We start from the raw sequence: 13,460 nt of genomic DNA, 5'->3' as shown, positions 1-13,460 counted from the left end.
GACGGTGTCGCTGCGGACGGTGTCGGTGCGGACATGGGATTCCCTTCGGACGGCGTCGTCGACGGCCGGTGCTGTGGCCCCGCCCGGGTCGCGGGCAGGGTCGTGCGACGGGGGCACCGGGTGGCGCCACCGCGGGAGTGCTGTGGGTCCGTGCGGGTCGGAGGGGCGTCAGGCCGTGAGCCAGGCCGTGACGAAGTCGGTGATCCGGTCGACGACCGCGGCGACGATCGCCTCCCCGTGCTCCGGATCGGCCCGGCGGGGGTCGCCGAGGACCCCGTTGCCGGACAGGCGGTCGTAGGGCGCGGTGAGCGTCGGACCACCGCGCCGCCGGGCCAGTGCGCCGAAGGCGTCGAGCTCGGCGAACCGGGTGGTCCCGGCCGCGAGCCGGTCGGTGTGCACCAGGTGCGGCGCGACGGCGAGCATCTGCGCCGTCTCGGCCTGCCCGCTGTGCCCGCTGACCTCGGGCGGCCCGGCCGCGGCGACGACGTCGGCGGCCAGCGTGGTGAGCGGGCTCCAGGCGAACTGCAGGTCCGGACGGGCCGCGAGGAGGTCCTGCGCGACCGTCGCGAGGGTGGCGTCGTTCCCGCCGTGGCCCGTGACCACGCAGATCCGGCGCCAGCCGTGCCGGTACAGGCCGTCGACGTACTCGCGCACGAGCGTGGCGAACGTCGTGGTGGTCAGGCTGACCGTGCCGGCGAAGGCCAGGTGGTGCGGCGACACCCCGACCGGCAACGACGGTCCGACGACCGCGGTGCCGCCCAGTGCCTCGGCGACGCGGTCGCAGACCGCCTCGGCACGGATCAGGTCCGTCGCGAGCGGCAGCCCCGGCCCGTGCTGTTCGAAGGCCCCGGCAGGCAGCAGCACCACCGGGCTGTCGACGACGGCGGCCGCGGCCTCGACCGTCGTCATCTCCCCCAGGCGCCGCGTGCTCACGCGCCCACCGCCGCGGCGATCGAGGCGAGGTGCTCGTGGCAGAGCCGCTCCGCCAGGTCCGGGTCGCCCCCACGGACGGCCTCGAGCAGCGCGACGTGCTCGGCGTGGTCGCGCTCGCGGTCGTCGTAGCGGTGCCGGATCTCGACCTGGTCGCGCGCCCGGATGTGCAGCAGCGCCTCCACCGTCTCCCGGAGCAGCGCGTTGCCGCTGGTCGCGGCCAGTGCGACGTGGAAGTGCACCGCCGGGCGGAGATCGCCGACCGGCGGGTGCAGGGCGTTGGTGACGCTCTCCGAGAGCATCGCGAGCCCGGCGGGGTCGCGCTCCCGGGCCGCGGCAGCCGCGATCGGCGGCTCCAGGACGAGCCGGGCGCGGATCAGCTCGTGCACGCCGTCGGGGGTCCGGGACGGCCGGTGCGGGTTGGCGAGCAGCCGCCGCCCGACCCCGGCGCCGACGTAGGTGCCCGAGCCGTGCCGGAACTCGACGGCCCCGGTGGCCTCCAGGCGTCGCAGCGCCTCGCGGACGGTCGGGGTGGTGACCTCGAACCGTCGCGCCAGGTCGCGGGAGGACGCGAGCTGGTCCCCCGGGCCGAGGTTCCCGGTCCGGATGATGTCCATGATGTCGTCGGCCAGGCGCTCCGACAGCGTCTCCCCTGCGGTCATAAAGTGACTAAATCACTTAGAGACATGACCGGTCAACCCTCCCCCACCGTCCCGTCCCGCCGCCTCCGGACGGTGGTGATCACGACTCCGCGCATCACCATGCCGCCTCACCACGCCGATGATCACGATCCCGCGCGCTGATCCGTCGCTCGCGCGCGTCCGGACGCACGCGGACCGCGGATCACCACGCGGACTCCGGATCACCGTGCGGGCGCGGGCAACGGACGGACCAGGGGCCGTCAGGCGGCAGTGGCCGGGAAGGCCCGATCACACGCCGCCGGCGCGGTCGGAGCGGGCCGGGTCGGGCCGGGCGGCCGACGCGAGCCGGTCCCGCCCCGCAATCGCCGCCGGCCGGTCCGGCCGGGCGAGCGGGCCGGTCAGGCCCCGGCGGCGGCCGGGCCGTCGGCGACGTCGGGGGTGTCCGCGACGGCGTCCCAGTCGGCCAGGGCCCGGTCGAGCTCGGGCCAGGTCGTGTCCCGGGCCCGGCGCCCGGTCAGCACGCCCAGGTGCCCGCCCGGTGAGGTCGTGAACCGCGCCTCCGGGCTGCCGGTCAGCAGCGGCACGCCGGCGCGCACCGCCCGCAGCGGGGCGATGACGTCGTCCCGACCGGCGACGACGAGCACCGGCACCCCGACGTCGGACAGCTCCACGTCGCGCCCGCCCAGGCGCAGTCCGCCGTCGGCGAGGTCGTTGCTGCGCAGCAGCAGGTGGAAGATCTGCCCGAACACCCGGCCCGGGTAGCCGTGCATGTTGCTCATCAGGTGGTCGACGGCCTCGATCTGGGCCAGGCAGTCCCGGTCGTCGATCCGCGACGCGATCGCCAGCGGCTTGGTGACGAGCTTGTCCACCGCGGTCAGCTGGAACGCCCAGCTCACCATCGGCGCCGGGAAGCTGCCGACGCCCCGGTAGATCGAGGAGATCAGCCGGCCACCGGTGATCTGCGCGAGCGGCCGGATCGGCGCCACCAGCGGCACCCGGGAGATGTCGACCGGGGTGCCGATCGCGGAGACCGAGCGCACCGGCAGCGGGTCGCGCGCCTGCACCGCGGCGGCGACGGTGAGCAGGGCGAAGATCCCCCCGAGCGACCAGGCGACGAGGTGCACCTCGTCGTCGGTCTCCTCGGCGACCCGGCGGATCGTGTCGGGCAGCAGCTCGTCGACCCAGCTCTCGATGCCCAGGGTGCGGTCGGAGAACGACTTGGGGCCGTAGTCGATCAGGTAGACGGTCCGGCCCTGCTGCAGCAGGTGCTCCACCAGCGAGCAGCCGCGACGCAGGTCGTAGGCGAAGTCCGGGGCACCCAGCGGCGGCACGAGCAGCACCGGCGCACCGCCGGAGGGGTCCACACCGGACAGCGGCCGGTACCGGAACAGGATGCCCTGCGGCGAGCCGACCACCGCGTCGCGCGGCATCCGTCGCAGGTCGGCGAGGTGACCGACCACGGCCCGGTCCCACACGTTGGCGACGGCGTCCACGAGATCCACGGCCGCACCCTACCGGCACGCGCGGGTCACCGACGGCCCGTGAGGACGACCGGAGTTACCGACGGGTATGTGAGACTGCCGGACATGCAGCGCGAGATCTTCGACGACGAACACGACGCGTTCCGCGACCTGTGCCGGACCTTCATCGCGAAGGAGGTCACCCCGCACCACGAGCAGTGGGAGGAGGACGGCCAGGTCGACCGGGCGGTGTGGACCGCGGCCGGGGCGGCGGGTCTGCTCGGCACCGCGGTCCCCGAGGAGTACGGCGGCGGCGGGGTCGACGACTTCCGCTACAACGCGATCCTGGCCGAGGAGATCGTCGCCGCCGGGGCCAGCGGGATCGGCTTCCCGCTCCACAACGACGTGGTGCAGCCCTACCTGCTGCGGCTGTGCACCGAGGAGCAGAAGAAGCGCTGGCTGCCCGGCTTCTGCTCCGGCGAGCTGATCACCGCGATCGCCATGACCGAGCCCGGCACCGGGTCGGACCTGCAGGGCATCGCCACCAACGCCAAGCAGGACGCGAACGGCGACTGGATCCTCAACGGGTCCAAGACCTTCATCACCAACGGCATCCTCGCCGACCTGGTGATCGTCGTCGCCAAGACCGACCCGGACGCCAAGCACCTCGGCTTCACCCTGTTCGTGGTGGAGCGCGGGATGGAGGGCTTCGAGCGCGGCCGCCGCCTGAAGAAGGTCGGCATGAAGGCCCAGGACACCGCGGAGCTGAGCTTCACCGACGTGCGGGTGCCCGACGCCAACCGGCTCGGCGAGGTCGGCCAGGGCTTCATCTACCTGATGCAGAACCTCGCCCAGGAGCGGCTGTCGATCGCCGTCGCCTCGGTGGCGGGCGCCGAGGCCGCGGTGGCGATGACGCTGGAGTACACCAAGGAGCGCAAGGCCTTCGGCCGCCCGGTGGCGAACTTCCAGAACACCCGTTTCGAGCTCGCCGAGATGGACACCGCGGTCTCCATCGCCCGGGTCTTCGTGGACCGCTGCATCACCGAGCACAACGGCGAGGGCGAGCTGTCGGTGCCCGACGCGGCGAAGGCCAAGTGGTGGTGCTCGGACCTGCAGAACCGCGTCGTCGACCGCTGCGTGCAGCTGCACGGCGGTTACGGCTACATGCTCGAGTACCCGATCGCCCGCGCGTTCGTGGACTCCCGCGTGCAGGCGATCTACGGCGGCACGAACGAGATCATGAAGGAGATCGTCGGCCGGTCGCTCATCGGCTGACGGTGTCCAGGGCCCGCGCGATGTCGGCCACGAGGTCGCGCGGGTCCTCCAGCCCCACCGACAGCCGCAGGTGGCCGAGCCGGCGGAACTCCGGCGGGAAGTGCGCCGCGCGGCCCTCACCGCCCGCGCCGACGTGCACGATCAGCGACTCGTCGTGCCCGAGCGACACCGCCGAGGTGATCACGCGCAGCGCGGCGACGAACCGGTTCTGCAGCTGCGGAGGACCGTCGAGGGCGAAGGCGAGCATGCCGCCGTACCCGCCGTCCAGGGTGCGGGTCGCGAGCGCGTGCTGCGGGTGCGACGCCAGCCCCGGGTAGGCGACGTAGGCGACCTCCGGGCGGGACTCCAGGTACTCCGCGACCTGCTGCGCGCCGGCGCAGTGCGCGCGCATCCGCATCGGCAGGGTCACCGCACCGCGGGTGATCAGCCAGGCGTTGAACGGGCTGATCACTCCCCCGGCGTCGACCATCGCGTCGGCGCGGATCCGCTCGACCAGCTCGCGGCGGCCCAGCACTGCGCCGCCCATCGCGTCGCCGTGGCCGTTGACGTACTTGGTCAGCGAGTGCACGACGAGGTCCGCGCCCCGCTCCAGCGGCCGTTGCAGCACCGGGGTGGCGAAGGTGGCGTCCACGCTGAGCAGGGCGCCGGCCTCGTGTGCGACGGCGGCGACGGCGTCGACGTCGGTGATCCGGGTCGTCGGGTTCGCCGGGGTCTCGACGTGCACCAGCCGGGTCTCCGGGCGGATCGCGGCGCGCACCGCGTCCGGGTCGGAGGAGTCGACCAGGGTGGCGGTGATCCCCCACCGGGCCGGCAGCAGCTCGGTGAGCAGCCGGTGGGTGGCGACGTAGGTGACGTCGGAGCTGACGACGTGGTCACCGGAGCGCAGGAACGTGAAGAACACCGCGTGCAGCGCCGCGACCCCCGAGGCGAGCGCGACCGCCGCGCAGCCGCCCGGGGACACCCCGTGCGGGTCCTCCAGGGCGACGAGCTTGTCCTCCAGCCAGCCCTGGTTCGCCCCGCCGTTGCGGGTGTAGAGCCGGGTCCCGGTGCCCGACCAGTCCAGCTCGGAGGGGTCCTCGGGCAGCGCGTAGGAGTTGGCCGCGACGATCGGTCGGCGGATCGCGCCGGTGCCGGGATCGACGTCGTTGCCCGCGTGCACCGCGCGGGTGGCGAGGAAGGGCGGTCGGTCGCCGGGGGTCACGCCGGAGATCATGCCTCGGCGATCGGCTCCGGGGCACGCAGCGACGGACCCGCGTCCGGCACGACCAGCGGGGTGCCGGTCACCGGGTCGGGCAGCACCCGGGCGCGCAGCCCGAACACCTCCGCCAGCAGCTCCTCGGTGACGACCTCGGACGGCGACCCCGCCGCGACGATCCGGCCGTCCTTCATCGCGACGAGCCGGTCGGCGTAGCGGGCGGCCAGGTTGAGGTCGTGCAGCACCATGACCACGGTGCGGCCCGCCTCGGACTGCAGCCGCCGCACCAGCTCCAGCACGTCGACCTGGTGGGCCAGGTCGAGGAAGGTGGTCGGCTCGTCGAGCAGCAGCAGGTCGGTCTCCTGGGCCAGGGCCATCGAGATCCAGGCCCGCTGGCGCTGGCCGCCGGAGAGCTCGTCGACCGGGCGCTCGGCGAGGTCGGACAGGCCCGTCCAGGTCAGCGCCTCGGCGACGGCGCGCTCGTCGTCCGAGGACCACTGCCGGTACCAGGCCTGGTGCGGGTGCCGCCCGCGGGCGACGAGGTCGCCGACGGTCAGCCCCTCGGGCGCCAGCGGCGACTGCGGCAGGATCCCCAGGACCCGGGCGACCTCCTTGGTCGGGGTGCGGTCGATCCGCTTGCCGTCGAGCAGCACCTGACCGGTCCGGGCGGGCAGCAGCCGCCCCAGCGCGCGCAGCACGGTGGACTTGCCGCAGCCGTTCGGGCCGATGACGGTGGTGACCGCGCCGGGCAGCACCTCCAGGTCGAGCCCGTCGACGATGGTGCGGTCGCCGTAGCCGAGCGTGACCTGCTCGGCCGACAGCCGGACCACACCGGGACGGACGGGGTCGCCCGCCGTCGTCGTCCGGGAGGTGGTGGCCTCCGCGACGCTGATGTCCTCGACGGTGCTCATCGACGGGCCTCCTGGCGGGTGCGGGCGAGCAGGTACAGCAGGAACGGGGCGCCGAGCACCGCGGTCACGATGCCGACCGGGAGCTCGACCGACCCCAGTGCGGTGCGGGCGATCAGGTCGGACAGCACGGTCAGCGCCGCGCCCAGCACGAGCGAGACCCCGATCGGCGGGGTCCCGACCCGGCAGAGCCGGCGCGCGATCTGCGGGGTGACCAGTGCGATGAAGGCGATCGGGCCGGCGGCCGCGGTCGCGACCGAGGCGAGCCCGACGGAGACGAGCAGCAGCGCGGTGCGGGCGCCGTTCACCCGCACGCCGAGGCCGCGGGCGGTGTCGTCGTCGAAGCGCAGGGCGCCGAGCAGGTGGACCAGGGCCAGCGCCGCGGGCACGAGCACCAGCATGGAGATCGACAGCGGGACGACCTCGTTCCAGCTGCGCGCGTTCAGGCTGCCGTTGAGCCAGACCTGGGCCTGGGCGGCCTGGTAGATCTGGGCGACGGTCAGCAGCCACTGCACCGCGGCGACGAGCACGGCCTGGATGCCGATGCCGATCAGTACGAGCCGGAAGCCCTGGATGCCCTTGCGCCAGGCCAGGACGTACACCGCGACCGACGACACGAGCCCGCCGATCAGAGCGGCGAGCGGGATGCCGAGCGAGGCGAAGGCGCCGCCGACCCCGGCCACGCCGCCCCCGAGCACGATGACGAACACCGCCGCCGCGCTGGCGCCCCACTGGACGCCGATGATGTCCGGGCTCGCGAGGGGGTTGCGGGCGACCGACTGCAGGATCGCGCCGGAGACGGCGAGCGCGCCGCCGACCAGCGCACCGACCAGGGTGCGCGGGAGCCGCAGCTCGAGCACGACGAGCTGCTGACCGGCGTCGCCGCCACCGAACAGCGTCGCCAGCACGTCGGTGATCGCGATCGGGTAGTCGCCGCGGCCCATGTTGACCGCGGCGGCGAGCAGCAGCGCGCCGGCACAGGCGAGCAGCACGACCGCGGTGCGGACACGCAGCACGCCGGAGAAGCGGCCCGCGCGGACGGGGCGACGGCCGGGGACGACCACCGTGCCCGGTGGGCCGGGTTCGGTCACGGTGCTCACACGGCCCCCAGCTTGCGACGGCGCACGAGCGCGATGAAGAACGGCCCGCCGATCAGCGCGACCACGATGCCGACCTGCAGCTCACCGGGGCGGGCCACCACCCGTCCGACGACGTCGGCGAGCAGCAGCAGCACCGCCCCGGCGAGCCCGGAGGCGGGCAGCAGCCAGCGGTGGTCGGGCCCGGTGAACACCCGCACGACGTGCGGCACGATCAGGCCGAGGAACACGATCGGCCCGCAGGCGGCGGTGGCCGCCCCCGCGAGCAGCGTGATCGCGACGACGCCGACGACCCGGGTCCGGCGGACCGAGTGCCCCAGCGAGGTGGCGACGTCGTCACCGAGGGAGAGCGCGTTGAGGGCGGGCGCGCTGGCCAGCGCCAGCGCCGTTCCCGCGAGGACGAACCACACCACCTGGCCGCCGACCGCGGCGTCGCGCCCGGCGAGCGATCCGACCACCCAGAACCGGTAGGCGTCGAGGCTGGTCTCGTCGAGCAGCACCACCGAGGACGTGCCCGCCTGCAGCAGGAAGCTGACCGCCGCACCGGCGAGGGCCAGCGACACCGGGGTGGCCCCGCCGGGTGCCCGGGTGCCGATCACGAACACCACGACGCTGGCGACCAGCGCCCCGGCGAAGGCGAACCAGACGTAGCCGAACAGCGTGCTGACACCGAAGACGTAGATGCCGATGACGACGAAGAACGCCGCACCCGCGTTGACGCCCAGCAGGCCGGGGTCGCCGAGCGGGTTGCGGGTGAAGCCCTGCACGAGCGCGCCGGCCAGGCCGAGCGCGATCCCGACCAGTACCCCGAGCAGGGTGCGCGGGATCCGCAGGGAACGGATGACCACGTCGTTCTCGCTGCCGGTCGGGGCGACCAGCGCGGAGAACACCTCGTTCACCGGGATGACCTTGGTCCCGATCGCGATGCTGGCGAGTACCGCGAGCAGCAGCGCCGTGGTCAGCGCGGCGAGGCCGAGCAGCCGCCTGCGCCGGAGCGACCGCCGTGGGGGCGACGGCTGTTCCACCGACGGTGGTCGGACGCGGATCGCGTTCACCTTGCTCGTGGCCCCCTGCTCGACCGGATGGCCCCACCCGTCCGGTGCGGCTCCGCTCACCATAAGTGAGGCTGCCCTACGACAGAACACCCCCGTGCGTCACGTCGCCCGCGCGGCGGGATGCTCGGGCGGTGCCCGTCGAGCCCTCCGCGTCCGGTCCCCCGCCCGTCCGGCCGCGGGTCACCGCGGTCATGGTCAGCTCCGCCGACGGGGCCGTGACCGCGGGCGGAGCGGGGTCCGGCGGCCTGTCCACCCCGGCCGACCGCGACCTGTTCCGCGCCCTGCGACGGTCGGCCGACTGCGTGCTCGTCGGGGCGGGCACCGCGCGGGACGAGGACTACCGGGGCGTCCGGCCACGCCGTCCCGGGCCGGACGGGCGGCCGCCCGGGCCGCCCCCGCCGGTCGTCGTCGTGAGCGGGTCGGCCGGGCTGGACCCGGGTGCGCGGCTGTTCACCGACACCGTCACGGCGCCGGTCGTGCTGACCACGGCCGCCGCCCCCGCGGACCGGCGCGCCGCGCTGGTCGCCGCGGGGGCCGAGGTCGTGCTGCTCGACGACCTCTCCCCCGCCGCGCTGCTCGCCGCGCTCGCCCGCCGCGGCCACACCTCCGTGCTGTGCGAGGGCGGGCCGACCCTGCTCGGCGCGCTGGTCGGGGCCGACGTCGTCGACGAGCTGCGCCTCACCCTGGTCCCGGTGCTGGTCGGGGGCCCGGAGGGGCGGATCGCGACCGGGCCGCGGTCCCTGCCCGTACCGCGCGCGCTGCACCTGGCAGGCCACGAGGCGGCCGCCGACGGGACCCTGCTGCTGCACTACGTCCGCGCCACCCCCGGGACCCCGGCTACGCCGAACGAGTGAACCGCCGTGAGGGAGGGCCACGGACGGGCATCCCACGGGGGACACCACACGCACCGCGGCGGGCCCCCACCCGGGGCCGGCCCGTGAGAGGAGCACCGATGACCTCCGGCACCCCGACCACCACCCCCGCCACGACCCCGGCCGCGGCCCCCGCGGGACGCCTCGCCGACGGCACCGGCCAGGGCCGCACCACCATCGCCGCGTCCGTCGTCCAGAAGATCGCCGGCATCGCCGCGCGCGAGGTCTCCGGGGTGTACTCCATGGGCTCCGGCGCGTCCCGCGCCTTCGGCGCGCTGCGCGAGCGCATCCCCGGCGGCGGCACCAGCGGCGCGTCCACCGTCGCGGGTGTGGCCGTCGAGGTCGGCGAGAAGCAGGCCGCGGTCGACCTGGACGTCGTCGTCGAGTACGGCGTCGCCATCGCCGACCTGGCCTCCGCGGTCCGCCGCAACGTCGTCGGCGCCGTCGAGCGGATGACCGGGCTGGAGGTCATCGAGGTCAACATCTCGGTGAACGACATCCACCTGGCCGGCGAGGACGACAACCGCGACGAGGCCCCGGTGGCTCCCGCCCCGACCGGCCGCGTCGTGGAGTGACGGTGCCCGAGCCGACCCCGTTCGACGCCCGGTCCCCCGCCGCCGTCGTCACCGGTCCGCCCGGTGCGGCGGAGGTCGCCGCGCAGCGGCGCCGGGAACCGGCTCCGGCCGCGCTGGCCGAGCTGGTCGCCGAGGCCGTCGTGGCGCACCCGTCGGTGGTGCGGCTCGACGGCGGTGCCTTCGGGACCGTCGCGACCTGGCTGTCCGGGCGGCGGTTGGTCGGTGTGCTCGTCGGCCGTACCGACGAACCGGTCGAGATCGGGGTGGTGCTGCGTCTGGACCGGCCGATCCCGGCTACCGTCGCGGCGCTGCGGGCGTCCCTCGCGCCGTTGGTCGACGGGGTCCCCGTCGACGTGACGGTCGCGGACGTGGAGGTCCCCTGAGGTGGAGGTGGGTACGGGATGGACGAGCCGGATCCCGGCGGGCACGGGGGCCTGACCCCCGCTCAGCGGTCGGCCTACCGCTCGTTCGTCCGTACCCACCACCCCGACCGCGGCGGTGACCCCGAGGTCTTCCGCGCCGGGCTGGCCCGCTTCCGCGCGCTGGCGTCCGGCCGGGATGCCGGCCGGACGCCCGACCCGGACGACCGCCGCTACGACGCACCGATCGAGATCGTGCCCGACCTGCCGCTGCCGACCCGGGTCCTGGTGGCCCTGATCCGCACCATCCGACGTCGCACGCACCCCCGGGTCGACCGGCCCGGCCGGCACACCTACCGCTCCACCCGTCCCGGAGAGGACATCCCATGAACGCCACCCAGACCGGCCTGCTCGCGGGCCTCCTGCTGGGAGTCGCCGGTGCCACCGGCGGCTTCTTCGCCTTCGTCATCACCCTGGTGCTCGGCATCATCGGCCTGGTCGTCGGCCGCCTCCTCGACGGCGAGCTGGACCTGTCCGGCCTCGGCCGGGGCCGCGACCGGTGAGCACCCTCCCCGAACCCGCCGAGCGCGGTGTCCTGGAGATCGACCCGGCGGTGCTGCGCAAGATCGTCGAGTACGCCGCGGACACCGCCCCGGCCACCCGGCACCGCGCCCGGCGGGTCGCCGGGCTCGACGTCGGCGAGTCCGGGCCGACCGCACGGGTGACCCGGCGGCCCGGTCCGGCACGGGGCACGGTCGGGGCCGCCGTCGGCGCCGCGACCGGCGACGCCGGTGAGGTCGACGTCCGGCTGCGGCTCACCCTGGCCCACCCCGGGTCGGTGCGGGCCGCCGTCGCCGACGTCCGGGAGCGGATCGACGCCGACCTCCGTCGCACCACCGGGCACCGGCTGCGCGGCCTGGCCGTCGAGGTCGAGGCCCTCCGGCCGGAGGACGCCCGGCCGCGCCCGGACTCCCCGCGCGTGCAGTAGAACCGTCGGATCCTGAACGAGTCGGAAGAGGGAGGCCGGGCCCGTGCGTGTCCTGCTCCGCGTTCTCGCGCCGCTGCTGAGCCTGGCGGTGGCCGCGATCGGCGCGCTCGTCGTCGTCGAGGTGGTGGCCGCCTGGGTCGGCCGGGTCTCCGGCGCCGGGCTGCTCGTCCCCTGGCGGGACTGGCGCACCACCGTCCAGAACACCCTGTGGACCGCCCAGCCGGTGCTCTGGATCGCCGTGGGGGTGATCGTCGTCGGGGCCGTGCTGCTGCTCGTCGGGCTGCTCGCCCGTCGCCACGACGTCGCCCTCGACGCGCCGTCGCCCGGGCTCACCGTCGCCACCGCGCCGCGGGTGCTGGCCCGGCTGGTCGGCACCCGGGTCCGGGCCGCGGACCCGGTCACCGCGGCGTCGGTGACCGCGTCGGCCCGGTCGGTCGTGGTGAACGCCCGCGGCCGCGGCGACACCGACGCACTGCGCGAGGCGGCCCGCGGTGCCGCCTCCGGTGTCCTCGACGCGTTGCCCCTCGCACGGCGCCCGCGCCTGACCGTGCGCGTCGCCCCGGAGCAGCCGGGCTCGAAGGGAGTGCAGTGATGGCCGACGCCGTGACCTCGACGGGGGGCACGCCGGGGACCTCCGGCCCGAACCCGCGCCGCGCCGCCCGGACCGCGCGGCGCGCCCAGTACCGCTCCTCGGGCGGCGCCCGCGGCGGGCTCGTCCTGCTCGGCGTGGTGCTGCTCGCCGTCGGCGTGCTCACCGTGCTGCTCGTGACCGGGGTCTTCGGGCAGGGCCGCCCGCAGCGCCCGCTGCTGGACCCGGTGGTCGAGCAGTTCCTGCTGGCCAACGGCACCGCCGCCCGCGTGGTCGCGATCGTGGCCGGTCTCGTGCTGGTGCTGCTCGGGGTCTGGTGGACCGCGCGGTCGCTGCGCCCGGAGAGCCGGCCGGACCTGGTCCTGGACGGCGGCCCGGACACCGAGATCCGGATCGGCGCCTCCGCCGCGGCCGACGCCGTCGCCGACGGGGCCGCCACGCTGCCCGGGGTGACCCGGGCCCGCGCCCGGATGGTCGGCAGTACCTCCGCGCCCGCGGTGCGCGCCACCGTGTGGGTCGGCGAGGACGTCGCCGACGGGGAGGTCAGCGAGATCTGCCGCCGCCTCGACGCCGAGATCCTGCCCGGGATCCGCGACGCGCTGGGGATGGCGGACCTTCCCGTCGCGGTGCGCCTGGAGCTGGACGCGGCCCGCCGCGACGACCGCCCGCGGGTCTCCTGACCCACCGGCCGGGTCCGTGACCCGGCTCACAGGGGCCGGACCGGTCGACGACCGTACGGTCGTCGGCATGAGCGCAGTGCTGGACGGCAGGACGGCCCTCGTCACCGGGGCGGGCAGCGGGATCGGGGCCGCCGTGGCCCGCAGGCTCGTCGCCGACGGGGCGAGGGTGTACGCGGTGGACCTCGCCGAGGACCGGGTGGCCCCACTGGCCGCCCAGAGCGACCTGGTCACGCCGCTGGGCTGCGACCTGTCCGACCTCGACGCCGTGGAGCAGCTGCCCACCGACGTCGACATCCTGGTCAACAACGCCGGCCGCCAGCACGTCTCGCGGCTGGAGGAGTTCGACCCGGAGATGTTCTCGAACATCCTGCGCCTGATGCTGGAGTCTCCGTTCCGGCTGATCCGCCGGTCGCTGCCGCACATGTACGCCCGTGGCTGGGGGCGGGTCGTGAACATCTCCTCCGCGCACGGCCTGCGGGCCTCGCCGTACAAGTCCGCCTACGTCTCGGCCAAGCACGGCCTGGAGGGCCTGTCGAAGGTCACCGCGCTGGAGGGCGCCGAGCACGGCGTGACCAGCAACTGCATCAACCCCGCCTACGTGCGCACGCCGCTGGTCGAGGCCCAGATCGCCGACCAGGCCCGCACGCACGGGATCTCCGAGGACGAGGTCGTCACGAAGATCATGCTCACCCCGGTGGCGGTGAAGCGGCTGATCGAGCCCGCCGAGACCGCGGAGCTGGCCGCGCTGCTGTGGGGGCCGGCGTCGGCGTCGATCACCGGCACGTCGCTGTCCCAGGACGGCGGCTGGACCGCCCGGTAGGGGGTGCGGGCGCTCA

The 13,460-nt window shown here is 75.2% G+C and carries 17 protein-coding genes; 10 read left to right on the top strand and 7 right to left on the bottom strand.

All coding sequences use genetic code 11. The features are described 5' to 3' along the window. Positions 1-168 precede the first annotated feature (168 nt). From ZF1_RS11470 to ZF1_RS11460, 3 genes are all read right to left on the bottom strand, one after another. A complete protein-coding gene (locus ZF1_RS11470) occupies positions 169-933 on the bottom strand; it encodes a creatininase family protein (protein ID WP_062402435.1) in 765 nt (254 codons plus the stop codon). Continuing rightward, positions 930-1,592: a FadR/GntR family transcriptional regulator gene (locus ZF1_RS11465; protein WP_062402432.1), complete on the bottom strand. Its 663-nt coding sequence runs from the start codon at positions 1,590-1,592 to the stop codon at positions 930-932. Before ZF1_RS11465 ends, ZF1_RS11470 begins: the two co-directional genes overlap by 4 nt. Before the next feature lie 377 nt (positions 1,593-1,969). After that, entirely contained in the window at positions 1,970-3,073 is a 1,104-nt protein-coding gene (locus ZF1_RS11460; protein WP_482637228.1) for an alpha/beta hydrolase, read from the bottom strand. A gap of 84 nt (positions 3,074-3,157) precedes the next feature. Between ZF1_RS11460 and ZF1_RS11455 the strand changes: the two genes are divergently transcribed. Beyond that, positions 3,158-4,306 carry an acyl-CoA dehydrogenase family protein gene (locus ZF1_RS11455; RefSeq protein ID WP_482638694.1) on the top strand — a complete coding sequence of 383 codons (1,149 nt, stop codon included), beginning with the start codon at positions 3,158-3,160 and terminating at the stop codon, positions 4,304-4,306. Here the strand turns inward: ZF1_RS11455 and ZF1_RS11450 are convergent. From ZF1_RS11450 to ZF1_RS11435, 4 genes are read right to left on the bottom strand one after another with little or no spacing between them, the layout of a single operon-like run. Next, a complete protein-coding gene (locus ZF1_RS11450) occupies positions 4,296-5,507 on the bottom strand; it encodes a trans-sulfuration enzyme family protein (RefSeq protein WP_465876375.1) in 1,212 nt (403 codons plus the stop codon). The genes ZF1_RS11455 and ZF1_RS11450 overlap by 11 nt on opposite strands. An 8-nt stretch (positions 5,508-5,515) precedes the next feature. Continuing rightward, the gene (locus tag ZF1_RS11445; protein ID WP_226369515.1) at positions 5,516-6,412 is read right to left on the bottom strand and encodes an ABC transporter ATP-binding protein; all 897 of its coding nucleotides are present in this window, start codon (positions 6,410-6,412) and stop codon (positions 5,516-5,518) included. Continuing rightward, entirely contained in the window at positions 6,409-7,509 is a 1,101-nt protein-coding gene (locus ZF1_RS11440) for a FecCD family ABC transporter permease (RefSeq protein ID WP_482637227.1), read from the bottom strand. Before ZF1_RS11440 ends, ZF1_RS11445 begins: the two co-directional genes overlap by 4 nt. Continuing rightward, positions 7,506-8,531: a FecCD family ABC transporter permease gene (locus ZF1_RS11435; RefSeq protein ID WP_397495597.1), complete on the bottom strand. Its 1,026-nt coding sequence runs from the start codon at positions 8,529-8,531 to the stop codon at positions 7,506-7,508. Before ZF1_RS11435 ends, ZF1_RS11440 begins: the two co-directional genes overlap by 4 nt. A gap of 161 nt (positions 8,532-8,692) precedes the next feature. On the opposite strand from ZF1_RS11435, the gene ZF1_RS11430 reads away from it, so the two are divergent. The 9 genes from ZF1_RS11430 to ZF1_RS11390 all read left to right on the top strand — a co-directional run bounded on the left by ZF1_RS11430 (position 8,693) and on the right by ZF1_RS11390 (position 13,444). Continuing rightward, positions 8,693-9,415: a dihydrofolate reductase family protein gene (locus tag ZF1_RS11430; protein ID WP_357546514.1), complete on the top strand. Its 723-nt coding sequence runs from the start codon at positions 8,693-8,695 to the stop codon at positions 9,413-9,415. 98 nt (positions 9,416-9,513) lie between these two features. Next, positions 9,514-10,008, top strand: coding sequence for an Asp23/Gls24 family envelope stress response protein (locus tag ZF1_RS11425; protein ID WP_062402422.1), 495 nt, complete (start codon positions 9,514-9,516; stop codon positions 10,006-10,008). A 2-nt stretch (positions 10,009-10,010) separates the two neighbouring features. Then, a complete protein-coding gene (locus tag ZF1_RS11420) occupies positions 10,011-10,391 on the top strand; it encodes a hypothetical protein (RefSeq protein WP_226369517.1) in 381 nt (126 codons plus the stop codon). An 18-nt stretch (positions 10,392-10,409) separates the two neighbouring features. Continuing rightward, positions 10,410-10,757 (top strand): hypothetical protein, encoded by a 348-nt coding sequence (locus ZF1_RS11415; RefSeq protein WP_482637226.1) that lies wholly within the window; start codon positions 10,410-10,412, stop codon positions 10,755-10,757. Next, positions 10,754-10,930, top strand: a complete 177-nt coding sequence (locus tag ZF1_RS11410) for a hypothetical protein (RefSeq protein ID WP_168172228.1) — start codon at positions 10,754-10,756, stop codon at positions 10,928-10,930. Before ZF1_RS11415 ends, ZF1_RS11410 begins: the two co-directional genes overlap by 4 nt. After that, positions 10,927-11,355 carry a hypothetical protein gene (locus ZF1_RS11405; RefSeq protein WP_308819878.1) on the top strand — a complete coding sequence of 143 codons (429 nt, stop codon included), beginning with the start codon at positions 10,927-10,929 and terminating at the stop codon, positions 11,353-11,355. Before ZF1_RS11410 ends, ZF1_RS11405 begins: the two co-directional genes overlap by 4 nt. A 43-nt stretch (positions 11,356-11,398) precedes the next feature. Continuing rightward, positions 11,399-11,947, top strand: coding sequence for a DUF6286 domain-containing protein (locus ZF1_RS11400; protein WP_308819877.1), 549 nt, complete (start codon positions 11,399-11,401; stop codon positions 11,945-11,947). Next, entirely contained in the window at positions 11,947-12,624 is a 678-nt protein-coding gene (locus tag ZF1_RS11395) for an alkaline shock response membrane anchor protein AmaP (RefSeq protein WP_482637225.1), read from the top strand. Before ZF1_RS11400 ends, ZF1_RS11395 begins: the two co-directional genes overlap by 1 nt. A 67-nt stretch (positions 12,625-12,691) precedes the next feature. Continuing rightward, positions 12,692-13,444, top strand: coding sequence for a 3-hydroxybutyrate dehydrogenase (locus ZF1_RS11390; protein WP_178375173.1), 753 nt, complete (start codon positions 12,692-12,694; stop codon positions 13,442-13,444). Positions 13,445-13,460 lie beyond the last annotated feature (16 nt).

The sequence above is a fragment of the Pseudonocardia sp. ZF1 genome (assembly GCF_056835605.1).
Note: the sequence above shows the minus strand (reverse complement) of the source record. Positions and strands in the feature narration are given on the sequence as shown.